The following is a 26,267-nucleotide window of genomic DNA, read 5'->3' as shown; positions in this document are numbered from 1 at the left end:
GATAGGTAAGGTCAAGAATGGATGTATATAACAGACCTGCCACTGTAAACCATACGGAGTCTGATTTGGCTTTATGGGGGTAAGTGGAAAAATGAGGAGGAACAGGAAGTGGAAGAAAAGTTGAACACCTTCTATATTACAACGCCGATTTATTATCCAAGTGGAAATTTACATATTGGACATGCATACACCACGGTTGCCGGTGATGCCATGGCCCGTTACAAGAGAATGCGTGGATTCGATGTCATGTACCTTACAGGGACTGATGAACATGGACAGAAGATCCAAAGAAAAGCCGAGGAAGAAGGAATTACACCTCAGGCATATGTTGACGGTATTGTAAGCGGCATTAAAGACTTATGGGGGAAGTTAGATATATCCTACGATGACTTTATCCGGACGACGGAAAAGCGTCATAAGGATATCGTGGAAAAAATCTTCAATCAGCTTGTCCAGCAGGGCGATATTTATTTGGATCAGTATGAAGGATGGTACTGCACGCCATGTGAATCCTTCTTTACGGAAAGACAATTAGAAAACGGAAATTGTCCGGATTGCGGACGCCCTGTTGAAAAAGTAAAGGAAGAGTCGTACTTCTTCAAGATGAGTAAATATGTCGATCGCCTTCTTGCTTATTATGAGGAGAATCCTGAATTCATTCAACCCGAATCCCGGAAGAATGAGATGGTAAATAACTTCATTAAACCCGGTTTGGAAGACCTGGCTGTTTCCCGTACGACCTTTGATTGGGGAGTGAAAGTACCCGGAGATCCGAAGCACGTCATTTATGTGTGGATCGATGCTCTTTCCAATTACATCACGGCTTTAGGATATGGCAGCGAACAAGATGCAAACTACTTGAAATATTGGCCAGCCGATGTCCATCTGGTAGGAAAAGAAATTGTCCGTTTCCATACGATTTACTGGCCGATCATGCTGATGGCTTTAGATCTTCCGCTTCCAAAGAAAGTCTTCGCTCATGGATGGCTTCTGATGAAAGACGGAAAAATGTCTAAATCCAAAGGGAATGTCGTGGATCCCGTTACCCTTATTGATCGATATGGTCTTGATTCCCTTCGCTACTATCTGTTAAGAGAAGTGCCATTTGGATCTGACGGAGTCTTTACGCCGGAAGGATTTGTAGAGAGAATCAATTTTGACCTGGCCAATGATTTGGGGAATTTATTAAATCGTACAGTGGCCATGATCAATAAATACTTCGATGGAGTCATTCCAACTTATGTTGATTCCAAAGGGGAATTTGATCAAGCACTCCTGGATATGAACAATGAAACGGTGAAGAACTATGAAGAAGCCATGGAAAACATGGAGTTTTCAGTTGCCTTGTCCAGCCTTTGGCAGTTGATCAGCCGTACGAATAAGTACATTGATGAGACGCAGCCATGGACCCTGGCGAAGGATGAAAGTAAAAAAGAAGAACTGGGAAGTGTGATGAGTCACTTGGCTGAATCGTTGAGAAGAGTGGCAGTCCTCTTACAGCCTTTCTTGACAAGAACCCCTAAGAAAATCTTCGAGCAACTGAATCTGCATGAGGAAAAGATGCACACATGGGAAAGCCTGGAGCGTTTCGGAGCAATCCCGGCGGGTACCGAAGTAGTCAAAAAAGGGGAACCTATCTTCCCGCGTCTTGAACTTCAGGAAGAGGTAGCCTTTATTAAAGAGAAAATGCAGGGATCTGCCCCTGTTGTCGAAGAGAAGAAGGAAGTATCTGCACCGGAAGCTTCAGAGGAAATCGGTATTGATGATTTCATGAAAGTCGAGCTTCGCGTAGCCGAAGTACTTGGAGCGGAACCAGTTAAAAAAGCCGATAAACTTCTAAAGCTGCAATTGGACCTCGGCTTTGAAAAACGTCAAGTTGTATCGGGGATTGCGAAATTCTATCAGCCCGACGAACTCGTTGGAAAAAAAGTGATCTGTGTAACCAACTTGAAGCCTGTAAAACTTCGTGGGGAACTTTCCCAAGGAATGATCCTTGCCGGAGAAGAAAATGGAACGCTGTCTCTTGCTTCCATTGATCAGTCCTTGCCAAATGGAACAAAAGTTAAATAAATGATTTTTTGTGATTTACCAATAAAGGGATGTTCCACGTGGAACATCCCTTTATTATATAAATATAACATACGAACGTAATTTATATGGTTAATGACGTATATACCTTCATTATTAATTATTTCAATATAGTTAGAAAAGAGCGATAAACAGATGATTTTGGTTCTGTCACTAAAATAGATAAAATGGAGTGTGACTGTAATTGGAACTCCGTAAATAAAAAATATCCAAAGAAACCATAATATGTAATATGAATGTTACATGAATGTGATGCTTGTCATGCGTTTTTATATTAAACTTATCTTTATTACAAGGAGTGTCTTATATGCTATTTGATACACATGTTCATTTGAATGCTGAACAATTTGACGAAGATCTGGAGGAGGTATTGTCAAGGGCAAGAGAAGCTGGAGTCGAAAAAATGGTGGTTGTCGGCTTTGACCGTCCGACCATTAATCGGGCCATGGAACTCATTGGTCAATATGATTTTCTATATGCCGCAATCGGATGGCATCCAGTGGATGCAATTGATATGAATGATGAGGATTTAGCTTGGATAGAAGAACTCTCACAACACCCTAAAGTAGTGGCGATAGGGGAAATGGGACTTGACTATCATTGGGATAAATCCCCCAAGGATGTTCAAAAAGAAGTATTCCGAAAACAGATTCAACTAGCTAAGAAAGTAAAACTCCCGATCGTTATACACAACCGTGAAGCTACACAGGATATAGTGGATATTCTCAGGGAAGAAGGAGCGGAGGAAGTCGGAGGGATCATGCACTGCTTCAGTGGAAGTCCTGAAATCGCTCAAGAATGTGTCGAAATGAATTTCTATATTTCCCTTGGAGGTCCCTTAACGTTTAAGAATGCCAAGAAACCAAAAGATGTGGCCAAAGAAATCCCGCTTGAGAAGCTTCTGATTGAAACCGATTGTCCTTATTTGGCCCCTCATCCATATAGAGGGAAGAGAAATGAACCGGCTTACGTGAAGCTTGTAGCGGAACAAATCGCTGAACTGAAAGAAGTGCCTTTGGAGGAAGTAGAAAAGATCACAACAGAAAATGCAATGAAATTATTCAACATAAACTGATATCAAATATTGTCGAGAATTGAGAGAGCTTGTCCAAATAGTAAATCAAAACAAAAAGTTCTACATAGGAATCGTGTTTCATAGGATAAACGTGTCGATAACTCTCTCTTTTCTTTTTCTTGCATTTTCTGCATAATATGTTTTGTGTTCCCCGGGTTGTAATATTTTGCTAGATTAGGTTAGAAGAAGTAAAGGTTGACAGTCACTGGATAACTCTATATAATCACTCCGAGAAAAGGAGGCGTTTTTCATGAACTTTAAAGCCATGAAAAGCCTGTTTTCCAAGTCTTTGAGTCGAAGGAAATGGATTGTTACAATCGGAACAATAGTAACATCGGCAGCTGTATTCGGAATTCTTTTTTATGAAGGATCCAAGAACACTGTAGCATTGACCTTAGACGGCGAGCAAAAAGAGATTAGGACGCATGCAAACACGATTCAAGATATATTAAAAGAATTAGAGATTTCACCCCGCTCAGAAGACTATTTGTACCCCTCGGGGAATACGAAGGTTTCAAATAACATGAATATTGTTTGGGAACCGGCAAAACAGGTAGGGATAGCAGTAGGAGGCCAGGAGAAAAAAATCTGGACGACTGCTGGAACAGTAAAAGAGTTACTCTCTGAAAATGAAATACAGGTAGGAGAACATGATAAGGTCCAACCCGGCTTATCAGAAAAAGTAACAGGGAACATGAATGTAAAGATTGATACCGCATTTTCACTTAAGCTTGTAAACGGTGGAAAAGAGCAAAAAGTATGGTCTACTTCGACTACGGTCGCTGACTTTTTAAAGCAACAAGGAATTACACTAAAAGATTCAGACCGTGTTGAACCAAGTTTAGACAAAGTTGTTAAAGCAAATGATGTCGTAAATGTCGTTCGAGTTGAAAAAGTCACCGATGTAGTGGAAGAGACAAAGAATTTCACCGTTATTTCGAAGAAGGACTCCGACCTGTCAAAAGGAAAAGAGAAAGTCGTTCAAGAAGGCAAAAACGGAAAAGTTGAAAAGAAGTATGAAATCGTAAAAGAAAATGGCGAAGAGGTTTCGAGAAAACTAGTGAGTGAAAAAGTCGTGGAAGAAAGTCAGGATAAAATCGTGAATGTCGGAACAAAGGTTTTAGTGGCCCAGGTTTCACGTGGACGTTCATCATCCAGTGCGCAAGCTTCAGCTGCTCCTAGTGGCGGACGTGAGTTCTATGTCAGTTCTACTGCGTACACAGCTTCTTGTAATGGATGCTCCGGCCATACGGCTACAGGAATCAATCTAAAATCGAATCCTAACGTTAAAGTGATCGCAGTCGATCCTTCCGTTATTCCTTTAGGTTCAAAGGTCTATGTGGAAGGCTATGGATATGCTGTTGCGGCAGATACTGGCGGAGCGATCAAAGGGAATAAAATCGATGTATTCTTCTCATCCCAATCAGACGCTTATCGTTGGGGAAGGAAAACCATCAAAGTGAAAATATTGAACTAAGAGCAGGGTGTTTTCCTGCTTTTTTTTATTTCTCGGTTAAAACCGTTATAATAGCTTTAGGTCTTCATTTATTAGACGAATTGAAATGCAAAAATGTTTCAACTTTTTTGGAGGAATTATGAAAATAAAAGAAATCATTGTAGTGGAAGGGAAGGATGATACGGTTGCCATTCAGCGTGCCGTCAATGCAGATACGATCGAAACGAATGGTTCTGCTGTGTCTCCTGCTACTATAGAGAAAATCAAGCACGCCCAGGAAAAAAGGGGCGTTATCATATTTACGGATCCCGATTATCCGGGAGAGCGAATTCGAAAGATTGTGAGTGAAGCGGTACCGGGATGCAGGCATGCCTTTGTACAGAAGAAAGACGCGCTGCCGAAATCAGGCAGGGGGATAGGTGTAGAACATGCAAGCCCCAATGTCATTAGGGAGTCCTTGAAGGAAGCTCATTTGTTGGATGTCGATCAGGCAGAAATCATTTCAAAAGAAGATTTGATCGATGCCGGTTTAATTGGAAGTCCGCAGTCAAAGGACAGGAGAATAGCCCTTGGTGAGAAGCTTAGAATCGGATACACTAATGGAAAACAACTGCAGAAGCGGTTGCGGATGTTTAATATTCAAAAAGAAGAGTTTAAAAAAGCGTTAATGGAAATCATTCAGGAGGAAGAACATGCATAAAGATATTGCAACCCCGATACGAACGAAGGAAATCCTTACCAAGTACGGCTTTTCGTTTAAGAAAAGCCTTGGCCAGAATTTTTTAATTGATCCCAATATTTTAAGGAACATAACAGAATATGCGGGGCTATCCGAGAAAACAGCCGCCATTGAAATCGGACCTGGGATCGGAGCGCTGACAGAACACCTTGCCCGTACTTCTGGAAAGGTTGTAGCCTTTGAAATCGATCAGCGATTGATCCCGATCCTCGATGACACCCTGTCTCCTTATGATAATGTGAAGATTATTAATGAAGATATCCTGGAGGCGGATGTTGAAGCGATCATAAACAAGGAATTTGAAGGATTCGATGATATTATGGTGGTAGCCAATCTTCCATATTACGTTACCACACCCATCATCCTGAAGTTATTGATGGAGCGTCTTCCGATCAGGGGAATTTGCGTCATGCTTCAGAAGGAAGTAGGAGACCGTATTTCGGCACAGCCGGGGACAAAGGCATATGGATCACTTTCCATTGCCATTCAGTATTATACAGAGGCTGAGATGGTCATGACTGTCCCGAAAACGGTCTTTATGCCCCAGCCGAATGTAGACTCTGCCGTCATCCGTCTAACGAAGCGTGAGAAGCCTCCTGTAGACGTCATCAGTGAAGACTTCTTTTTTACCGTTACACGTTCGTCCTTCGCTCAAAGAAGAAAGACGATTTTGAATAACTTAACGAGTCAACTCCCTCAAGGGAAAGAAAAGAAAGAGTTGATCCTGGATGCTTTGTCCCAAGCAGGGGTTGAACCTACCCGCCGGGGGGAGACACTGACGATACAAGAATTCGGCCGATTAAGCGATGAGCTATACCCGAATTTCAACTAAAGCAAGGAAAAATGGCTAAACGTGAAGGAGCGTTTAGCCATTTTTTTGTCTAGATAAACTGAACAGTCGATTCCCATCTTATTGACACCGAATATTCCGGATATGCATAGGTTATCACAGGGAATATTTACTTAATGATGATAAGGAAAGGCTGAAGAAGGGCAGTGCAGATACTGACCCTTTTCGGCTAATTGATTTCCTATTTTGTTTGATCAACGAATGTTTAGCCCATGGGAGTGACTGATGTGAATATCGAAATCAATGATGTCGTAGGTCGCCTTTCATATCAATGTGATATTTTATTCAGGGTAATAGATATCCGCATGATAGATGGTCATAAAACGGCAGTACTGTATGGTGAAGATTTTCGATTAATAGCGGATGCTCCTTTTCATGATTTGAAGAAGATGGACCCTAGAGAACAGGACCGCATTACGCAGGAATTTCGTTCGAAAGAAGAACAATCCCTGGACCTGTTCCGCCAGGATATAGAGCTTCTCAAGTATAAGCAGGAATACAGGGTAACGAATGCTTATCGAGACGATTATAACTATTTCCAAGTTCCGGGGAAAGTGCTTCATCTTGATGGAGATCCCAGCTATTTAAGAAAATGCCTAGATCTTTATGAGAAAATTGGTGTCCCGGTAAAAGGCGTCCACTGCAGTGAAACAGAGATGCCTCTACAAATCGGTTCCCTTATCGATAAATATAGACCGAATATTATTGTATTAACAGGTCACGATGCGTACTCCAAGTCGAAAGGGGCCAAGGCTGATATCAACGCATATCGCCATTCGAAGTATTTTGTTCAGGCAGTAAGAGAGGCCCGCAGCAAATCCCCCCATCTGGATCAGCTTGTGATCTTTGCCGGCGCTTGTCAATCCCACTTTGAATCCCTGATCCATGCAGGTGCCAACTTTGCAAGTTCCCCTTCGAGGGTCAATATCCATGCCCTGGATCCCGTTTATATCGTGGCAAAGATCTGTTTCACGGGATTTAAAGATTCGGTGAATGTCTGGGATGTCATACGCAATACCCTCACCGGAGACAAAGGATTGGGTGGAATCGAGACAAAAGGTGTTCTTCGGACGGGAATGCCATACAAAATAACCGAAGAAGAATAGGGAAGGTTCGACAAAACCTATGAAGACCTTGCAATTTATGCATAAATTGCAAGGTCTTTTTCACTTTGATGGTTCATATACTGGTTGGGTGGTGGTTTTTACCCTTGCCGGGCCTGGGCGAGCCGCCTCCGCTTTTAGTATTATCCAGCTCCGGCGGCTAGTCCCTCGAGGTCATAAGCTAAATGGTCCAAGAAGGCAAAGAACGCCTTCTCAGCCCATTCATCTTATGCTTGTCGGGCCTGGGCAAGCCGCCTTCGCTTTTAGTGTTATCCAGCTCCGGCGGCTAGTCCCTCGAGGTCATAAGCTAAATGGTCCAAGAAGGCAAAGAACGCCTTCTCAGCCCATTCATCTTATGCTTGTCGGGCCTGGGCGAGCCGCCTCCACTTTTTAGTGTTTACATAATTTTTCAATCTTTGGGGAATGTTAGGGTTGTAGAAAAAACGTACTTTTTGTTGAATAAAATATATTGACAGGTGTTCATGATTCTTGTTAAAATAAGAAATTTATTTGACTAAAATTACATAATGTGTTATATTTAATAACAGTGAGGTGGAAGCGAAATGCCAAAAACATTAGCCGACATTAAAAGGTCCCTTGATTCTAATTTGGGGAAACGTTTAATGCTTAAAGCAAACGGTGGACGTCGAAAAACAATTGAGCGTTCAGGTGTTCTATCCGAAACGTATCCTTCTGTTTTCGTGGTTCAACTGGATCAAGAAGAGAATGCGTTCGAACGAGTTTCTTACAGCTATGCAGATGTTCTCACTGAGACAGTTCAATTAACATTTTATGATGAAGCAACAGGAAATCTCATCTTTAGCCAGCAGTAGACATTCGTTTACTGCTTTTTTATTTGTTTGAAAATACATGTTTTGCATAATATCTACCGTTATTTTTTGACCTCCCATGCACATACTAACGATGTGGTGCATGTAAAGGAGGTAGACAATGGGTAGAAGAAGAGGAATCATGTCTGATCAATTAAAAGAAGAAATCGCTCAGGAATTAGGGTTCTACGATGTTGTTCAGAAGGATGGCTGGGGCGGGATCACGTCCCGGGACGCAGGGAATATGGTAAAGCGTGCAGTTGAGCGGGCAAGCCGGCAGCTGTCCAAAAATCATCCATACTAACTCATTTTACACATATGGATTATATCTTTTATCAGTACCATATACAAAGGGTCGCCTAAAAAGTGTCATGCTTTTCCGGCGGCCTTTGTTTATAAAGGGCAAACCATCTTTCCTATCAGTACTTTACGTGATAAAATAACATACTTATATGAGTATGTTTAGAAGTTAACACTCTCTATTAATAAGTGTATGATACAATATAACAAAGAGTATTGGTAAGAAGGTGATGATATGAGGTTATTAGTAAAGGCGCCGGCAAAAATTAACCTATCACTTGATGTTTTACATAAACGTTCAGATGGTTACCATGAAGTTGAGATGGTTATGACGACAATCGATTTAGCGGATAGAATTGAACTGACGAATCTTTCAGACGATACGATCAAAATTCTTTCTCACAATCGATTTGTGCCGGATGATGGAAGAAACCTTGCCTATCAGGCTGCACATCTGCTGAAAGAGAAACTGAACATCAAGAAGGGTGTAGCCATTTCCATCGACAAAGTGATCCCTGTTGCTGCAGGGTTGGCAGGGGGAAGCAGCGATGCAGCCGCGACGTTGAAAGGGCTGAATCGTTTATGGGATTTAGGTCTTAGTATGGACGAACTGGCAGAGCTCGGTGCAGAAATCGGTTCAGATGTGTCCTTCTGTGTTTACGGAGGCACAGCTTTAGCGTCGGGAAGAGGAGAGAAAATCAAACATCTACCTGCTCCACCGAATTGCTGGGTGATCCTGGCAAAACCGACGATAGGAGTTTCAACAGCGGATGTGTATAAGAATCTGGATTTGAAAAACATACAACATCCGGATACCAACGCAATGGTTTCAGCTTTAGAACATGGGAATTATCACGATATTTGCTCCAATCTCGGGAATGTACTTGAATCGGTTACATTGGATATGCATCCGGAAGTATCCCAGATTAAAGATCAGATGGAGCGGTTTGGTGCCGATGCCGTTCTGATGAGCGGAAGCGGCCCGACAGTATATGGATTGGTGCAATATGAATCAAGACTTCATCGAATCTACAATGGTTTAAGAGGGTTTTGTGATCAAGTTTTCGCAGTGCGCATGCTTGGAGATTAAGAGCTCTTGCCGAAATCCGTATATTAATGATATATTTACATTATAATATTCGGATTCAGGAGGTTTCTTTGGTGAAATTTAAGCGCAGCGAACGATTGATTGATATGACGCACTATTTATTAGAACGGCCCCACCAACTTGTTCCCTTGACTTTTTTCTCTGAACGGTACGGTTCTGCCAAGTCTTCTATCAGTGAAGACTTGACGATTGTAAAGGAAACATTTGAGGGAAGGGGTGTCGGGACGGTCCAAACGGTTCCCGGGGCAGCAGGCGGAGTAAAATATGTACCAAAGGTAAACAGTCAGGAAGCGAAGGCTATGATTGAAGAGCTTTGTGTTCAATTGGAAAGCTCCGATCGTCTTTTACCTGGCGGATACCTTTATATGACTGACCTGCTTGGTAATCCTCAGCTGATGAAGAGTGTCGGGAAATTACTGGCATCTGCATTTGCTGAAAAAGATATTGATGTCATTATGACAGTGGCAACGAAGGGAATCCCGATTGCCAATGCGATTGCCTCATATTTGAATGTTCCAGTGGTTATTGTCAGACGGGACAGTCGTGTAACTGAAGGATCGACAGTGAGCATCAATTATGTGTCCGGTTCATCGAAGAGAATCCAATCCATGGTTCTTTCTAAAAGAAGTTTGAAGGAAGGGTCTAAAGTATTGGTAGTCGATGATTTCATGAAGGCGGGCGGAACCATCAATGGGATGAAAAACCTGTTGGAAGAGTTTTCTGCTACCTTGTCGGGAATCGGGGTTTTGGTAGAATCCAATAGCTTGGACGGTCGACTGGTAGATGATTATGTTTCATTGTTAAAATTGTCTGATGTAAATGAAAAGGATAAACAGATTTCCTTGACGGAAGGGAATTATTTTCAATCCGATCTAACATTTTTACCATAAGGGGAGGCATCTACTATGCGTGTAGTTTCAACTAAGGAAGCACCAGCAGCAATTGGGCCATATTCACAAGGGATCGTCGTAAATAATTTGTTCTATAGTTCAGGACAAATCCCATTAACGCCTGAGGGTTCAATGATTGAAGGAGATGTAATGGAACAGACGCATCAAGTGTTCCGTAATCTTCAAGCCGTATTATCGGAAGCTGGGGCAACATTTGAAACAGTAGTCAAAGCAACGGTCTTCATCAAGGATATGAATGATTTCGGGGCGATCAATGAAGTGTATGGGGAATATTTCAGCAACCACAAGCCAGCCCGTTCTTGTGTGGAAGTAGCCCGGCTACCTAAAGATGCCCAGGTTGAAATTGAAGTAATCGCACTCGTGAAGTAATCTTCACGGGTGTTTTTTTGTATCAAAAAGAAGTATAGTTCAAACGAAATAGAAAAAAGATGTGAAAAATAAAATTTTTCAAAAAATTTTACAATTTAAGAAGGAATATCTAAATAATTCGTTGAATACATAGAGTAGATTTCATCTAGGGAAAAAGGTGGTGAACAGAATGGAAGTAACAGACGTAAGATTACGCCGAGTAAACACCGACGGTCGCATGAGAGCTATCGCATCTATTACGCTGGATAATGAATTTGTTGTTCATGACATTCGCGTTATTGATGGGAACAATGGCTTATTTGTAGCGATGCCAAGTAAGCGGACTCCGGATGGAGAATTCCGTGATATTGCTCATCCAATCAATTCGGGTACCCGCGGCAAGATTCAAGATGCCGTTTTAGCTGAGTACCATCGTTTAGGAGAGCTGGAAGAAGTTGAGTTAGAAGAAGCTGGGGCTTCCTAATAGGATCTATAGCATCAAGAGCCTACTTTTGTAAGGCTCTTTTTTTTGTCTTTTTAAAGCCCCTTTTAAAAAATTGGTTCTTACGTTTTTTTTATACCCAGGCTTAAAGAAAGGCGAAACCTCTAAATAAACATTTTTTTGTGTTTTGTGGTAAAGAAAATTCGACAAGGGCCGCCTCCGCTTTTCTGATGTCAAATATATGTACTTTTATATGAATCCTTGAAATGGTAGAGTTTTTAGGATATATTCGTTATGGATAAAAAGGTTATTGGAGGACCAAAAATGACAAATCGATATGCCGTTATACTAGCTGCTGGACAAGGTACGAGAATGAAGTCGAAGCTTTATAAAGTTCTTCATCCTGTGTGTGGCAAGCCGATGGTGGAACATGTGGTCGACCAAATTTCAACACTACATATAGAGAAGACTGTCACAATCATCGGTCATGGGGCTGAGCTTGTGAAGTCGCATTTAGAAGGCAAGAGTGATTTTGCTCTTCAGGCTGAGCAATTAGGAACAGCTCATGCTGTGATGCAGTCTGAAGATGTCCTGGGTGACTTGGAAGGAACGACTTTAGTGGTATGTGGGGATACGCCGCTCATTAAAGGAGAGACGATGGAAGCACTGGTGCAGCATCATGAAGGACAAGGTGCCAAAGCGACCATTTTGACGGGTCATACGGAATCCCCTGATGGATACGGACGGATCATCCGCAATCAGGATGGTTTAGTGGAACGCATTGTGGAACATAAGGATGCAAGTGAAGAAGAACGAAGCGTGAAAGAAATTAATACCGGAACGTATTGTTTTGATAATAAAGCGTTATTCGATGCCCTGAAGAAGGTTTCGAATGATAACGTGCAAGGTGAATATTATTTGCCGGATGTCATTGAGATCCTTCAATCGGAAGGTGAAATCGTCAGTGCATACCAGACAGGTGACTTTGATGAGACGCTTGGTGTCAACGATCGCGTCGCCCTTTCTCAAGCAGAGATCACAATGAAAAAGCGCATCAATGAATTCCATATGCGCAATGGTGTAACGATCAAAGATCCAAACAATACGTATATCGATGCAGATGTAACGATCGGAAGAGATACCGTGATCCTGCCTGGCACAGTGCTTCAAGGCAGCACATCAATCGGTGAAGATGCCATGATCGGACCGAACTCAGAGGTGAAGGATTGTCAGATCGGGGACCGTACAGTCTTGAAGCAGTCTGTGGCTCATGACAGTTCGATCGGTGCGGATGTTCAAATTGGGCCATTTGCTCATATTCGCCCTGCTTCTACCATTGAAGATGAAGTGAAGATCGGTAACTTTGTAGAAATCAAGAAAGCAACATTCGGTAAAGCGAGTAAGGCCTCACATTTAAGCTACATTGGTGATGCTGAAGTGGGACGTGACGTCAACATCGGGTGTGGATCGATCACAGTGAACTATGATGGGAAGAATAAGCACCTGACAAGGATTGAAGACGGCGTATTTGTAGGCTGCAATTCTAATCTGGTTGCCCCTGTCAACGTAGGGAAAGGTGCATACATTGCTGCTGGTTCTACCATTACTGAGGATGTTCCCGGTGAGTCTCTTTCCATTGCGAGAGCTCGCCAAGTAAACAAAGAAAATTATGTTCAAAATCTAAATCATAAGAAATAATGGGAGGTCCACAATGCCAAACTCTTATATTAATTCCAAGTTGAAAATCTTCTCTCTTAATTCAAACTACCATCTTGCAAAGGAAATTGCTGATGAAGTAGGAGTGGATTTAGGTAAATCGTCCGTTAAACGTTTCAGTGACGGTGAAATCCAAATCAACATCGAAGAAAGTATCCGTGGTTGTGACGTATTTGTCATTCAATCCACTTGTCAGCCGGTAAATGAAAACCTGATGGAGCTTCTGATCATGGTGGATGCCCTGAAACGTGCTTCTGCCAAGACGATTAATATCGTGATGCCTTACTATGGTTATGCCCGTCAAGACCGTAAAGCAAGAGCACGTGAGCCGATCACAGCTAAATTAGTGGCGAACCTTTTAGAAACAGCCGGCGCTACACGTGTCATCACACTGGATCTGCACGCTCCTCAAATTCAAGGTTTCTTCGATATCCTGATCGATCATCTCATGGGTGTGCCGATCTTGGCGGATTACTTTGAAGAGAGAGGATTCAATACGGAGGATCTTGTTATCGTATCCCCGGACCATGGAGGGGTTACTAGAGCACGTAAGCTTGCAGAACGTCTGAAAGCGCCTATCGCGATCATTGATAAGCGTCGTCCGAAGCCGAATGTGGCAGAGGTTATGAACATCGTCGGTAATATCGACGGGAAAATCGCGATCTTGATCGATGATATCATTGATACCGCTGGCACGATTACACTCGCAGCGAATGCATTAGTTGAAAACGGAGCGAAGGAAGTTTTTGCTTGCTGTACGCACCCGGTTCTTTCAGGTCCTGCCATCGAGCGCATCGAAAACTCCAATATTAAAGAACTGGTTGTAACGAACTCCATCCCACTGGGTGAAGAGAAAATGATCGGTAAAGTGAAATCCCTGTCAGTGGCTCCTTTGATCAGCGAAGCGATCATCCGCATCTATGAGCAACAATCTGTCAGCACGCTTTTCGATTAAGAATTAATATTTGTAGTTTGTGCATAGAAAGGAGAGCTTGTCCCCTTAGTATTGGGGCAAGCTCTTCTTTTTCGTTCTTCCTGCTGCCGTCGTGGAAGCTTCAAACCCCGATCTGTCAACATCCTCGGAGCACTCTTCTTGTAGTGAATTGATTTTTCTATGTTTATTTCAAATCACATTAGGGTAATTACTATATATAGAACTTTAACTAACATAAAAGATTAGGGAAGGTGTTGGATTAGACATGGCAACAGAATTAAAAGCAAATACGAGGAAAGATTTTAAACGCTCTTCATTAACAAAGCTGAGACATGAGGGGAATATCCCTGGAGTCGTGTACGGCTACAAAGCAGATAATACATCAATTATGGTAGATGCCATTACATTTATTAAAACGATTCGCGAAGTCGGAAGAAACGGAATCATTTCATTAAACGTAGATGGCAATAAACAAAACGTCATTTTAAGTGATTACCAGCAGGATCACCTGAAGGATGCCGTCACACATGTTGATTTCCTTGCTGTGAATATGTCAGAAGAGATTGATGCGGATGTTCGTATCGAACTTGTAGGAGAAGCAGCAGGCGTGAAAGACGGTGGCGTCATGCAGCAGCCATTGCATGAGGTATCTGTAACAGCCAAACCGAAGGATATCCCGGAATCCATCGAAGTGGATGTAACCGAGCTCCAAGTAGGAGAAACGGTAACAATCAGCGATATCCGCGATAAGTACAGTGTTACTCTTAATGAAGAGGATGACCGTACCATTGCTTCGATTCTTGCTCCGAGACAAGAAGAAGAAATCGACAGCGGTGAAGAGCAGGAAGCTGGCACACCTGAGAATGAAGAAGGAAGAGAATCGGAAGCCAGTGATGAAAGTGAATCGAAGGAAGAGTAAAAAATCAATATTTTTTGGCGTAACCTTTTGCAGGTTGCGCTTTTTACGTTATTCTAGAGGTATATGGTCAGAAGAGGTGTTAGAAATGAAATTAATTGTTGGACTCGGGAATCCGGGATCACAATATGAGAAAACGAGACATAATATCGGTTTCGTTATTATAGATGCATTAGCCGATCGATTGGGCGTTTCGTTGAACCAGTCCAAGTTTAAAGGGGTTTACGGCACATATCATCATAAGGGAGAAAAGGTCGTTCTGTTAAAGCCGCTTACGTATATGAATTTGTCAGGGGAAAGCATTGTCCCCCTGATGGATTATTTTGAAATTGAAGATGAAGATTTACTTGTCATTTATGATGACCTGGACTTACCTGTAGGAAAATTAAGATTAAGGCAAAAGGGAAGTGCCGGGGGGCATAATGGCATTAAATCGACCATTGCCCATTTAGGTTCCCAGCAATTTAATCGCCTGCGGGTGGGCATCGACCGTCCAACCAATGGATTGAGCGTCCCGGATTATGTCCTGGGTAAATTTTCGAAGGAAGAGCAGCCGGAACTGGATAAAGCCATTTCTTCTAGCGTGGAAGCATGTGAAACCTGGTTGGATAAACCATTCCTTGAGGTCATGAATAAATTCAACTGACCGTGTCATATAATGAATTTCCAGGGTTCCTTCATCATCAATCCTTTAACCGGTTTGAATAACTCCCTTCTAACAGGTTCATACTAACAGTATAAATGTGTATGGAGGGAAAGATATGGCGATCCATTACCAGTGTCGGCATTGCGGAACAAATGTTGGGACCCTTTCAAATGTATCCGTGCATTCCGATCAGCTCGGGATTCATATGCTGACAGATGAAGAACGGTTACATATGGTTCACTATCAGGACAACGGGGACATCCAAGTGAAAACGATCTGTGAAGATTGTCAGGAGAGCCTGGAGAGAAATCCGGACTACCATGAATTAGATCATATCATTCAGTAAGAACGCTTTGGTGAAGAGCCAAAGCATTTTTCTGTTTATACTTTTAGATTATTTATAGAAAGAACCATAGGGGAGGAGCGTACACTTGAAAGGTATTTTAAAGCAGGTTCACCAAAGTGAAGAACTACAGTCCATCATCGCTGGAGTGGAGGAACGTCTGTCTGAACAACTTGTGGCAGGATTGTCCGGCTCATCCCGGACAGCTTATATAGCAGATGTATATTTACAAACGAATAAATCCACCGTAGTGGTGACGCATAATTTGTTTCAAGCCCAGAAAGTCTATGACGATCTCATTCAATTTTTGTCTGAGGACGAAGTATATTTATATTCTGCTAATGAGCTGATCGCAGCTGAACTAAGTGTGGCAAGCCCGGAGTTGAGGGCACAACGGATCGAAGTAATGAATAAGCTTTCCAATCATCAGCAGGGTGTCTATATTGTACCTGTTGCCGGACTGCGTAAAATCCTTCCACCTAAGTCGATGTGGTCAACGAATCAGATCCGTTTTCAAATGGGTGAAGATATCGACTTGGATGAAGTGTTAAATCAATTGGTGCAAATGGGCTATCAACGGACAGGGATGGTCAGCACACCTGGGGAATTCAGCCTTCGCGGGGGGATTGTCGACATTTTCCCATTAACAACACAGAATCCTATCAGGATCGAATTATTCGACACTGAAATTGATTCGATCCGCATCTTTTCGGTTGAAGACCAGCGTTCGATTGATAAACTTAATGAGATAGAAATTGGCCCCGCCACAGAGGTCTTATTGAAGTATGAAAATATGGAGAGGCTCATTCATGAAATCAACTCAGGTCTTTCCGCAAGCTTGAAGAAGATCAAATCGGCGGCCGTAAAGGAGAAGATGACAGAGTACATAAGTCATGAGGTAGGGCAGCTCGAAAACGGGCAGGTTCCTGAGCAAATCTTTAAGTACTTATCCCTCGCGTATGAAAAGCCTAGTAGTTTGCTAGATTATTTACCCGAGGACGGGGTCCTGTTCTTTGATGAGTTCAGTCGCGTCCAGGAAATGAGTGAATCCCTGGAAAAAGAGGAAGCAGAATGGTATACATCCCTGCTTCAGGAAGGACAGATCATTCACGACGTACAGGTGTCCCATACGTTTTCGTCGTTAGTCAGTAGGACGAAGCTGCCAAAGGTATATTTTTCATTGTTCCTGCGTCATATTCCGAATACCAGTCCACAAAATATCTTCAATGTGTCAACGAAGCCCATGCAGAATTTCCATGGGCAGATGAACGTATTGAAGGCAGAGTTGGACAGGTGGAAAAAAGGAAGATATACCGTTGTCTTGTTAGGACCGGATGAAGAGCGCGTTAAGAAGCTTCAAAGGGTGCTGGACGATTACAAAATTGAAATTGCCTATGTCGAAGATGGAGATAAGCTTCTGCCGGGAACGATCCAGATGATCAATGGAAGCCTGACAAGCGGGTTCGAGCTCCCCCTTCAGAAGCTTGCAGTTATTACGGAAGAAGAATTGTTCAATAAGAAAACCCAAAAGAAGCCGAGAAGACAGAAACTTTCAAACGCAGAGAGGATCAAAAGTTACTCTGAGCTGAAGGTCGGGGACCATGTGGTTCATGTGAATCACGGGATCGGTAAATTCCTTGGGATTGAAACATTGGAGATCAACGGGGTCCACAAAGACTATCTCCATGTGAAGTATCAAGGGAATGACAAACTTTATGTACCGGTCGATCAAATTGAATTAGTCCAGAAATATGTTGCATCCGAAAATAAGGATCCAAAGCTTTATAAACTGGGTGGAAGTGAATGGAAGAAGGTCAAGTCGAAGGTTCAATCTTCTGTTCAGGATATCGCTGATGACCTGATCAAGCTTTATGCTGAACGGGAAGCGGCAAAAGGTTACGCCTTTTCTCCAGATGGGGACATGCAGAGAGAATTTGAAATGGCTTTCCCTTATGAAGAAACGGATGATCAACTGCGTTCTGTCAGTGAAATCAAGCACGATATGGAAAGAGAACGTCCGATGGACCGATTATTATGTGGGGACGTAGGTTATGGAAAGACCGAGGTTGCGATCAGGGCCGCCTTCAAGGCGATTGCAGACGGAAAACAAGTGGCCATCCTCGTGCCTACCACCATCCTTGCCCAACAGCATTATGAAACAATCAAAGAGCGTTTTCAGGACTTTCCGGTGGAAATCGGTTTATTAAGCCGTTTCCGAACGAGAAAGCAGCAGCAGGAGACAACGAAGGGGCTCAAGAATGGAACGGTGGATATTGTAGTGGGAACCCACCGACTTCTCTCAAAAGACATTCAATACCGGGATATAGGACTCTTGATCATCGATGAAGAACAAAGGTTCGGTGTCACGCATAAAGAGAAGATCAAACAATTAAAAACCAATATTGACGTTCTGACCTTAACGGCCACACCGATACCCCGTACCCTTCATATGTCGATGCTCGGTGTAAGGGATTTATCGGTTATTGAAACACCGCCTGAAAATCGATTCCCGGTTCAGACCTACGTAATGGAGTACAACGGTGCTTTGATTAAAGAAGCGATTGAAAGAGAAATGGCAAGGAATGGCCAAGTGTATTTCCTCTATAATCGCGTAGAAGATATTGAAAGAAAAGCCGATGAGATCTCCATGCTAGTACCTGATGCCCGGATCGCCTACGCTCACGGTCAAATGAGCGAGAATGAGCTCGAAGCCGTCATATTAAGCTTCCTTGCAGGAGAATACGATGTGCTTGTCACTACGACGATCATTGAGACGGGTGTTGACATCCCGAACGTTAATACGTTGATTGTGTTTGATGCCGACCGGATGGGCTTATCCCAGCTTTATCAACTAAGGGGACGTGTCGGGCGTTCGAACCGGGTGGCCTATGCCTATTTCACCTATAGGAAAGATAAGGTCCTGACAGAAGTGGCTGAAAAACGATTGCAGTCGATCAAAGAATTCACAGAGCTTGGTTCAGGGTTCAAAATTGCCATGCGGGACTTGACGATCCGTGGAGCGGGTAACCTCCTCGGGGCGCAGCAGCACGGATTCATCGATTCTGTCGGATTCGATCTGTACTCCCAGATGCTGAAAGAAGCCATCGAGGAACGGAAAGACGAGCTACCTAAGCGGCCTGAGTCGAGCTTCGAAGTGGATATTGAAATCGATGCCTATATTCCGGATGATTATATTAAAGATGGTCATCAAAAGATCGAAATGTATAAACGATTCCGATCTCTTTCTTCCCTTCCTGAAATAGAGGAGCTCGAAGAAGAGATCCTGGACCGGTTCGGGGAATATCCCGAAGAGGTGGGCTACTTATTCCTCATCTCTGAAATGAAGATCTATGCCAAGAATACAAAGCTCGAATCCATAAAGCAGGATAAGAAAATGGTGAATATCTTTATGTCACCGGAAGGAACGGCACACATCGACGGATCCAAAGTATTCAATCTTTGCAACAAACACGGCCGTGCAGTCGGACTTGGAATGGAAGGCTCCAAGCTTAAAATATCGATTAACACAACACGCTTGGAAGCGTCCAAATGGTTTAACATGGCCTATGACATCATCAAACACCTGGATGAAGCGGTAAAAATAGAAGAAAGCGTGTAATCATTTCATCATTTCGACACAAACCAGTGGCATTTCTTCCCTTCGTTATAATAATGTAACCAAAATGTAAACGCGTGAATTGTTTTACTTTACTATGATAAGGGTATTAGTATTTATGCAGCTGCCAACAATGGAAAAAGATACCTGTATTAGAATTTTAGTGAAATTAAAGAAAAAAAACTTGAATGTGTATAGAACTTCTAAGTTGTAAGATACTAAACTCAACAATGGTAAAGTATTCAACAAAGGTGGATGCATTGCCAAATAAAAATCATCTGATGAAAGTGAGGCAACTATAGATGAAAGCAACTGGTATTGTTCGTCGTATTGATGATTTAGGACGTGTCGTCATTCCGAAAGAAATTCGCAGGACATTAAGGATTCGCGAGGGAGATCCCCTGGAAATCTTCGTTGATCGTGACGGAGAAGTCATCTTAAAGAAATATTCCCCAATCAGTGAACTTGGTGACTTTGCTAAGGAATATGGCGAAGCATTGTACGACAGTTTGGGAAGTGCCGTGTTAATTTGTGATCGGGATGCTGTCATTGCCATCTCCGGCGCTTCGAAGAAAGAGTATTTAAATAAGAACGTCAGTGAGCTCGTCGAGAAGGTAATGGATGACCGTACGTCTCTATTACACACTCAACAGGGACAAGCTGAGCTTGTTGAAGGACATGGTGAGGAACTTGCTTCCTATACGATTGCTCCGATTGTCGCAAATGGAGATCCGATTGGTGCCGTTGCGATTTTCTCAAAGGAACGTACAGTAGGCGAAGTGGAACAAAAGGCAGTAGAAACGGCAGCTGGCTTTTTAGCAAGACAAATGGAGTCATAACCTAAAGGAGTGGCAAATAGCCGCTCTTCTTTTTTTTGCCGTCATTCACACTAGAGAAAACATACAGCCCTTTATGGTAAAATGACCAGTACATAAATGATTTTTTCTTCGGTCTGTTAAGACTTGAAGTAAGTGGTACAGAAAGGCAGGAAAACGGGTTGAGTAAGAAGTACTCCTCCACTCAATTCTTAAAAGGGGCCATGGTATTAACGATTGCGGCATTGGTAACAAAAGTATTAAGTGCTGTTTACCGGGTTCCTTTTCAGAATATTGTTGGAGATATCGGATTTTATATATATCAGCAGGTGTATCCGTTCTACGGGATTGCCATCGCCCTATCCACTTACGGATTCCCTGTCATCATTTCAAAGATGGTAGCAGAGAAATTAGAAGGAGATGATGAAGAAGGCGCAAAGAGAGTGGCCGTCACCTCCTTTCTATTCCTTTGTCTCGTTGGTCTTTCCTGGTTTCTGCTCGTCTACTTCGGTGCAGGCGTGATCGCACGTTGGATGGGAGATCCCCTTTTAAAGCCGTTACTTCAAGTGATTTCTTTATCGTTCCTATTATTAGCTCCCCTCTCCGTCATCAGGGGGTATTATCAAGGGAAAGAAGATATGGTGCCAACGGCTGTTTCTCAAGTGACGGAACAAGCGATCAGGGTGGCGACGATCCTGATTTTTTCGAGCATTTTGGTAACCCAAGGGTACTCCTTATATATGACAGGGAAAGGAGCGCTGTTCGGGTCGATTACCGGTGGTCTGGGCGGACTTCTTGTTCTTCTTTCCTTCCTTACTGCGCGCAGGGAAAAGCTGTTTTCAAGGAAATACCTTTCCCTTCCTGCCGATTACGTACAGATCTGGTCCCGGTTATTCAAGAATGGAACAGCTATCTGTGTAAGTGCCATGTTGCTCGTCTTACTCCAATTCGTTGATTCATTAAATGTATACTCTCTTCTTCTGTCGTCAGGGATGGAAGCGGAAAGCGCAAAAACGTGGAAGGGGATTTATGACCGGGGACAACCCTTTGTCCAGCTCGGGACGGTAGTGGCTACATCCATCTCACTGACCATCGTTCCCTTGGTGACAAATGCCTATCTCAAAAGAAGAGAATCTTTAGTAAGGGAGTACAGTCAGCTGTCCCTTAAGATCAGCATAACCACCGGATTCGCTGCTACACTGGGAATCATCAATATCATGGTGCCGACCAATACGATGCTCTTTGAAAATGCCCTCGGTTCCAGGATTATCGCTGTCTTCTGTCTATCGATATTCTTCAGCTGCCTTATTTTGACGTTTGCAGGCATTTTTCAGGGAATCGGGAGGATTTATTACCCGGCATTCTGTATAGTAATGGGGATTTTAGTGAAATACCTGGGAAATGCCTGTCTCATCCCCATGATGGGAGTCATGGGGGCATCCATCTCGACTGTTGGCGCTTTAAGTATGATTGCCATTATGATGGTGATAAAGTTGAGAGAACTGTTTCCAATCCGTTTTTTCACTTACTCATTTTATAAAACATTGCTCTTGAGCGGAGCGGCCATGACAATTGGATTACAGGGGCTGTTGTGGATATATGATACACTTCTGGATAATGGAATGCCCGGTCGTCCGCTTTCCGTTCTTTTTTCACTGGGAGGCGTTTGTATCGGTGGCATTATTTTTTTGATCGTGTTTTTAAGAGGGAATGTCCTCTCAAGAGAAGACATCAGTTTCTTGCCTTTTGGGAGTAAATGGGTGTGGTTGATGAATAAAGTTCAACCGAATAATAAGTAGCGAGGAGATTAACATGAATACGATAACGATAGTCGGGTTAGGCGCAGGAGATATGGAACAGCTGCCATTGGGAGTATATAGAAGAATTAAAAACAGTTCACACCTTTACTTAAGGACGGATCAGCATCCCGTCGTAAAGGATTTAGCATTAGAAGGAATCACGTATCATTCCTTCGATGCTGTCTACGAAAAATATGATCAGTTCAATCTCGTATATGAAGAGATTGTTCAAGAACTGATCACAGCATCAGAGCAACATTCCCTTGTCTATGCCGTGCCGGGCCACCCGTTGGTCGCTGAACAAGCTGTCCAAATGCTGTTGGATCTTCATAAAGAAGGGAAGATTCACGTCGAAATCGGTGGGGGACAGAGCTTTATCGACGCTTTATTTGCTTCTGTAGGAGCGGATCCGATTGATGGGTTTCAGCTCCTCGATGGTACCAGCTTAAAGCTTCATGATATCCACATGAACCAGCAGCTCATCATCGGGCAGGTGTACGATGCCTTCATCGCTTCTGAAGTGAAGCTCACTCTGATGGAGCTTTATCCATATGATTATGAGGTCTCCCTTGTAACGGCTGCCGGAAGCGGGGAAGAAAAGGTGGAGCGGATCCCGCTGGTGGAGCTTGACAGGGTTGCCGGCCTTAGTAATTTGACAAGCCTCTATGTGCCGGCTGTGAACGAAATGGAATCTTCCTTTAAGCAATATGCGACATTAAGGGAAATCATCTCGACGCTTCGGGGACCGAATGGCTGCCCATGGGACAAAGAACAAACCCACCACACACTCAAGAAATATCTCCTTGAAGAAACATATGAGTTACTGGAAGCCATAGAGGAAGAAGATGTTGATCATATGATCGAAGAGCTGGGGGATGTCCTCCTTCAAATCATGCTCCATGCGCAAATAGGCGAGGATGAGGGCATGTTCACAATGGAGGAAGTAATTGAAGGACTTGCCTCCAAGATGGTCCGAAGACATCCTCATGTATTTGGAACCGTTCAAGTGGAGAACTCGGAACAGGTGAAAGCGAACTGGGAGGAGATCAAAAGCCGTGAAAAGCAGGTTGGAACTGAACCGATGCTCAAGAACGTGGCTAAAGGGATGCCTGCTCTCATGAAGGCATATGAATACCAGAAAAAAGCCGCGAAATCGGGATTTGATTGGTCAGACCCTCAAGGGGCATGGGAAAAAGTATGGGAAGAATTAAAGGAATTTGAAAGAGAAGTCGAGAATAATAATGAACACGACATGAAAAAAGAATTTGGAGATGTGTTATTCGCTCTTATCAATGTGGCCAGGTTTTATAAGATTTTCCCTGAGGAAGCATTAGCCATGACGAATACGAAATTTTACCGCCGGTTTTCCTATGTGGAAGAGCAAGTAATCAAATCGGGTAAGGGTTTTGAGGAGTTTTCATTGGAAGAGTTAGACCGGTTTTGGAACGAAGCGAAAAAGATGAATATTGAATAAGGGGAAATGTACAATGGTATCCATGAGATTAGATAAATTCTTAAAAGTATCCAGGCTCATTAAAAGAAGAACACTGGCCAAAGAGATTGCCGACCAGGGACGTATCACCGTGAACGGACAGCAGGCCAAAGCAAGCTCCAATGTAAAAGTCGGGGATGAATTAAGCGTAAGGTTTGGCCAGAGAATTATGAGGGTAAAGATTGAAAGGCTTCTTGAAACAACGAAAAAAGAAGAAGCGAGCGGGCTGTATTCTGTCCTTTCAGAGGAGAGGGTCGGGGATACGGAGTAAAGGGATACATAGCATTTGGTCTGTTTTTTGGTTCTATTTTTCCCCTATACACATAAACATAGTTACAAAGCTTGTACTATGGGAATGTGAGGGATGGATATGAATCAGTATGATGGAAACAAAGATAAAACGACCTTTCAAGAACATGACGTGATGATGAGGGGCCGCAAACTGCTCGATATTACAGGAGTGAAGCAAGTGGAAAGCTTCGATAACGAAGAGTTTCTTCTTGAAACCGTCATGGGATTCCTCTCTGTCAGGGGCCAGAATCTTCAAATGAAAAATCTGGATGTGGATAAAGGCATCGTCTCTATAAAAGGAAAGGTGTTCGATCTCGTTTACCTGGATGAACAAAATGGGGAGAAGGCTAAAGGCTTCTTTAGCAAGCTGTTTCGATGACCCTCTCGACCCAGTTCTATACCATGCTCTCCATGATCGGCATGGGGGCACTATTTGGTATGACGTTGGACACGTATTCCCGGTTTTTACACCGGTCCGAGAGAAAACGGTGGCTTGTATTCATCAATGACATCCTGTTTTGGGTTTTGCAGGCACTGGCGATTTTTTATATTTTATTCGTCGTGAATTTCGGTGAGATCCGATTTTATATTTTCATTGCATTGTTATGCGGTTTTGCTGCATACCAGGCGTTGATCAAGCAACATTATTTAGCGTTTCTTGAAAGGCTGATTCTGTTTTTTATCTCCCTGTTTAATTTCGGGGTGAAAATGGTGAAGAAATTGATTTATTCACCGATAAAATGGATGATTGTGCTTCTGGTCACGATTGTATTATCTATAGGAAAAGGGCTCTTATCCGTCATAATATTCCTTTTAAAGGTGATCATGAAAGTGATGCAATGGGCGATTAAGCTCGTAATCACACCGATATGGTGGATATTGAAGGGTATTTGGAATTTATTGCCGAAAAATCTTACAAAAAGAGTCGAGAAGTTATATAATAAAGTGGCAGGAATTTTTAAAGTGTACATCAAAAAAGTATATAGAGTGGTAGAAAAGTTCAAAAAGACACCTAAAGATAAAGAATAGGGCTTAAGGCTTTGCCACTCCATATTGTAAAGGAGGTTTGGGAATGAGAAAAAACGTGACACCAATGGAAAATGAATATGTCCGTCATCAGGAGCATATGCATAAATCTTCTTCTAAGAGAAAAAAGCGTTTGGTCCGTCGATTAGCAGTTTTCTTTGTTTTAATGTTGGCAATTAGTGGATTTTTAATCTCGACCCTCATTTCCAGAGCCCAGGTTTTAGAAGATAAACAAACGGAAAAAGCACAATTGGAAAAAAAGTTAGAAGACCTGAAAGATAAGCAATCAGCCTTGGAAGAAGAGATTGTGAAGCTTAACGATGATGAATATATAGCCAAACTGGCGCGCCGGGATTACTTTTTATCAGATGAAGGTGAGATTATTTTCAACATACCTGAGCCAGATAAAGAGAAAGAAGAAGAGGTGTCTTATTGACACTCTTTTTTTTAATTGGCTATAATATATAGTAAGGTTTATCTTTTATAATTTTAAGGAGGAGCATTTCTTTTATGTCAATCGAAGTAGGCAGCAAGTTACAGGGTAAGGTAACAGGTATTACAAATTTTGGAGCGTTCGTGGAATTATCGGAAGGTTCAACAGGTTTAGTTCACATTAGTGAAGTTGCAGACAACTATGTTAAGGATATTAACGAACACCTTAAAGTCGGCGACGAAGTAACGGTTAAAGTTATTAATGTTGAGAAAGATGGAAAGATCGGTTTATCCATCCGTAAAGCGAAAGATCAACCACAACGCCCGCAGCGCCCTCAGCGTCCTCAGCGCCCGCGTAGTAATAATAAACCGACCGACACTCGCACCAAAGAGAGTTTCGAACAAAAGATGGCACGTTTTTTGAAAGACAGTGAAGATCGTTTATCATCTTTAAAGAAAAATACTGAGTCTCGTCGTGGTGGAAAAGGGGCGAAAAAAGGTTAACTTGCTGTCTATTAACCCATATAGCAGGTTGTGAACGGAAAACAGGCATACCCATTTTGATGGGTATGCCTGTTTTTTTATATTTTTGATAGACATCATTACACAGGAAAATCCCCTGCTCCTATCGAATAGTTAGAGATAAATAACTTGAGTGGGGGCGAAAATGGATGAAATACGATCAGATTATCGATCATTATGAGTCATTTAAGATGTGGTTGGAGGAATTGAAGCTGCTCAGTGAATGTGAATGGTTCAAGCCCATGGAGGTTTGATGGGAAAATAGAATAAACAAAAAAGACTATCATCATGATAGTCTTTTTTCTATGACCCGTACGGGATTCGAACCCGTGTTACCGCCGTGAAAGGGCGGTGTCTTAACCGCTTGACCAACGGGCCGGAACAATATGGTAGCGGCGGAGGGGATCGAACCCCCGACCTCACGGGTATGAACCGTACGCTCTAGCCAGCTGAGCTACACCGCCATATG

The 26,267-nt window shown here is 42.7% G+C and carries 26 protein-coding genes and 2 tRNA genes; 26 read left to right on the top strand and 2 right to left on the bottom strand.

Annotation, left to right across the window (positions count from 1 at the left end; genetic code table 11):
- Positions 1 to 63: 63 nt before the first annotated feature.
- From metG to ACSQ2E_RS22620, 26 genes are all read left to right on the top strand, one after another.
- Positions 64 to 2,070, top strand: coding sequence for a methionine--tRNA ligase (gene metG, locus ACSQ2E_RS22745; protein WP_435994696.1), 2,007 nt, complete (start codon positions 64 to 66; stop codon positions 2,068 to 2,070).
- A 325-nt stretch (positions 2,071 to 2,395) separates the two neighbouring features.
- Positions 2,396 to 3,163 carry a TatD family hydrolase gene (locus ACSQ2E_RS22740; protein WP_435994327.1) on the top strand — a complete coding sequence of 256 codons (768 nt, stop codon included), beginning with the start codon at positions 2,396 to 2,398 and terminating at the stop codon, positions 3,161 to 3,163.
- Positions 3,164 to 3,413: 250 nt separating this feature from the next.
- On the top strand, positions 3,414 to 4,640 hold the full coding sequence (locus tag ACSQ2E_RS22735) for a ubiquitin-like domain-containing protein (protein ID WP_435994325.1): 1,227 nt from the start codon (positions 3,414 to 3,416) through the stop codon (positions 4,638 to 4,640).
- Positions 4,641 to 4,758: 118 nt separating this feature from the next.
- Positions 4,759 to 5,319: a ribonuclease M5 gene (gene rnmV / locus ACSQ2E_RS22730; protein ID WP_435994323.1), complete on the top strand. Its 561-nt coding sequence runs from the start codon at positions 4,759 to 4,761 to the stop codon at positions 5,317 to 5,319.
- Positions 5,312 to 6,190, top strand: a complete 879-nt coding sequence (gene rsmA, locus ACSQ2E_RS22725; protein ID WP_435994321.1) for a 16S rRNA (adenine(1518)-N(6)/adenine(1519)-N(6))-dimethyltransferase RsmA — start codon at positions 5,312 to 5,314, stop codon at positions 6,188 to 6,190. The genes rnmV and rsmA overlap by 8 nt, the downstream gene beginning before the upstream one ends.
- A gap of 230 nt (positions 6,191 to 6,420) precedes the next feature.
- A complete protein-coding gene (gene yabG, locus ACSQ2E_RS22720) occupies positions 6,421 to 7,314 on the top strand; it encodes a sporulation peptidase YabG (protein ID WP_435994319.1) in 894 nt (297 codons plus the stop codon).
- Between the two features lie 560 nt (positions 7,315 to 7,874).
- Complete coding sequence (gene veg / locus ACSQ2E_RS22715) at positions 7,875 to 8,144, top strand: biofilm formation stimulator Veg (protein ID WP_435994317.1); 270 nt, start codon at positions 7,875 to 7,877, stop codon at positions 8,142 to 8,144.
- A 118-nt stretch (positions 8,145 to 8,262) separates the two neighbouring features.
- Positions 8,263 to 8,445, top strand: a complete 183-nt coding sequence (locus ACSQ2E_RS22710; protein ID WP_435994315.1) for a small, acid-soluble spore protein, alpha/beta type — start codon at positions 8,263 to 8,265, stop codon at positions 8,443 to 8,445.
- A 231-nt stretch (positions 8,446 to 8,676) separates the two neighbouring features.
- Positions 8,677 to 9,531, top strand: coding sequence for a 4-(cytidine 5'-diphospho)-2-C-methyl-D-erythritol kinase (ispE, locus tag ACSQ2E_RS22705; protein WP_435994313.1), 855 nt, complete (start codon positions 8,677 to 8,679; stop codon positions 9,529 to 9,531).
- 71 nt (positions 9,532 to 9,602) lie between these two features.
- Positions 9,603 to 10,439 (top strand): pur operon repressor, encoded by an 837-nt coding sequence (purR, locus tag ACSQ2E_RS22700; RefSeq protein ID WP_435994311.1) that lies wholly within the window; start codon positions 9,603 to 9,605, stop codon positions 10,437 to 10,439.
- A gap of 15 nt (positions 10,440 to 10,454) precedes the next feature.
- A complete protein-coding gene (locus tag ACSQ2E_RS22695; RefSeq protein WP_435994309.1) occupies positions 10,455 to 10,829 on the top strand; it encodes a RidA family protein in 375 nt (124 codons plus the stop codon).
- Positions 10,830 to 10,998: 169 nt separating this feature from the next.
- Complete coding sequence (gene spoVG, locus ACSQ2E_RS22690; protein WP_032085215.1) at positions 10,999 to 11,292, top strand: septation regulator SpoVG; 294 nt, start codon at positions 10,999 to 11,001, stop codon at positions 11,290 to 11,292.
- Positions 11,293 to 11,574: 282 nt separating this feature from the next.
- Positions 11,575 to 12,948, top strand: coding sequence for a bifunctional UDP-N-acetylglucosamine diphosphorylase/glucosamine-1-phosphate N-acetyltransferase GlmU (gene glmU / locus ACSQ2E_RS22685; protein ID WP_435994307.1), 1,374 nt, complete (start codon positions 11,575 to 11,577; stop codon positions 12,946 to 12,948).
- A 13-nt stretch (positions 12,949 to 12,961) separates the two neighbouring features.
- Complete coding sequence (locus ACSQ2E_RS22680) at positions 12,962 to 13,921, top strand: ribose-phosphate diphosphokinase (RefSeq protein WP_435994305.1); 960 nt, start codon at positions 12,962 to 12,964, stop codon at positions 13,919 to 13,921.
- A 244-nt stretch (positions 13,922 to 14,165) separates the two neighbouring features.
- Positions 14,166 to 14,819 carry a 50S ribosomal protein L25/general stress protein Ctc gene (locus tag ACSQ2E_RS22675; protein WP_435994303.1) on the top strand — a complete coding sequence of 218 codons (654 nt, stop codon included), beginning with the start codon at positions 14,166 to 14,168 and terminating at the stop codon, positions 14,817 to 14,819.
- 85 nt (positions 14,820 to 14,904) lie between these two features.
- Positions 14,905 to 15,462, top strand: a complete 558-nt coding sequence (gene pth / locus ACSQ2E_RS22670) for an aminoacyl-tRNA hydrolase (protein ID WP_435994301.1) — start codon at positions 14,905 to 14,907, stop codon at positions 15,460 to 15,462.
- A 115-nt stretch (positions 15,463 to 15,577) separates the two neighbouring features.
- Entirely contained in the window at positions 15,578 to 15,808 is a 231-nt protein-coding gene (locus ACSQ2E_RS22665; RefSeq protein WP_435994299.1) for an anti-sigma-F factor Fin family protein, read from the top strand.
- A gap of 85 nt (positions 15,809 to 15,893) precedes the next feature.
- Positions 15,894 to 19,424 (top strand): transcription-repair coupling factor, encoded by a 3,531-nt coding sequence (gene mfd / locus ACSQ2E_RS22660; protein WP_435994297.1) that lies wholly within the window; start codon positions 15,894 to 15,896, stop codon positions 19,422 to 19,424.
- A 299-nt stretch (positions 19,425 to 19,723) separates the two neighbouring features.
- Positions 19,724 to 20,260, top strand: a complete 537-nt coding sequence (spoVT, locus tag ACSQ2E_RS22655) for a stage V sporulation protein T (RefSeq protein WP_435994295.1) — start codon at positions 19,724 to 19,726, stop codon at positions 20,258 to 20,260.
- A gap of 158 nt (positions 20,261 to 20,418) precedes the next feature.
- Positions 20,419 to 22,035 carry a putative polysaccharide biosynthesis protein gene (locus ACSQ2E_RS22650; protein WP_435994293.1) on the top strand — a complete coding sequence of 539 codons (1,617 nt, stop codon included), beginning with the start codon at positions 20,419 to 20,421 and terminating at the stop codon, positions 22,033 to 22,035.
- Between the two features lie 13 nt (positions 22,036 to 22,048).
- On the top strand, positions 22,049 to 23,509 hold the full coding sequence (gene mazG, locus ACSQ2E_RS22645; RefSeq protein WP_435994291.1) for a nucleoside triphosphate pyrophosphohydrolase: 1,461 nt from the start codon (positions 22,049 to 22,051) through the stop codon (positions 23,507 to 23,509).
- A gap of 22 nt (positions 23,510 to 23,531) precedes the next feature.
- Complete coding sequence (locus ACSQ2E_RS22640) at positions 23,532 to 23,798, top strand: RNA-binding S4 domain-containing protein (RefSeq protein WP_435994694.1); 267 nt, start codon at positions 23,532 to 23,534, stop codon at positions 23,796 to 23,798.
- A 99-nt stretch (positions 23,799 to 23,897) separates the two neighbouring features.
- On the top strand, positions 23,898 to 24,197 hold the full coding sequence (gene yabP, locus ACSQ2E_RS22635; RefSeq protein ID WP_060674270.1) for a sporulation protein YabP: 300 nt from the start codon (positions 23,898 to 23,900) through the stop codon (positions 24,195 to 24,197).
- Positions 24,194 to 24,847 (top strand): spore cortex biosynthesis protein YabQ, encoded by a 654-nt coding sequence (gene yabQ, locus ACSQ2E_RS22630; protein WP_435994289.1) that lies wholly within the window; start codon positions 24,194 to 24,196, stop codon positions 24,845 to 24,847. The genes yabP and yabQ overlap by 4 nt, the downstream gene beginning before the upstream one ends.
- 43 nt (positions 24,848 to 24,890) lie before the next feature.
- Positions 24,891 to 25,280, top strand: a complete 390-nt coding sequence (locus ACSQ2E_RS22625; protein WP_435994287.1) for an FtsB family cell division protein — start codon at positions 24,891 to 24,893, stop codon at positions 25,278 to 25,280.
- 74 nt (positions 25,281 to 25,354) lie between these two features.
- Positions 25,355 to 25,780: a S1 domain-containing RNA-binding protein gene (locus ACSQ2E_RS22620; RefSeq protein ID WP_435994285.1), complete on the top strand. Its 426-nt coding sequence runs from the start codon at positions 25,355 to 25,357 to the stop codon at positions 25,778 to 25,780.
- 324 nt (positions 25,781 to 26,104) lie between these two features.
- On the opposite strand, the gene ACSQ2E_RS22615 is transcribed toward ACSQ2E_RS22620, so the two are convergent.
- Together ACSQ2E_RS22615 and ACSQ2E_RS22610 are read right to left on the bottom strand one after the other, a co-directional pair.
- Positions 26,105 to 26,176, bottom strand: a tRNA-Glu gene (locus ACSQ2E_RS22615).
- A 9-nt stretch (positions 26,177 to 26,185) separates the two neighbouring features.
- Positions 26,186 to 26,262, bottom strand: a tRNA-Met gene (locus tag ACSQ2E_RS22610).
- Positions 26,263 to 26,267 lie beyond the last annotated feature (5 nt).

The sequence above is a fragment of the Rossellomorea sp. LjRoot5 genome (genome assembly GCF_964253455.1).
In the GTDB taxonomy this organism is placed as follows: Bacteria; Bacillota; Bacilli; order Bacillales; family Bacillaceae_B; genus Rossellomorea.
Note: the sequence above shows the minus strand (reverse complement) of the source record. Positions and strands in the feature narration are given on the sequence as shown.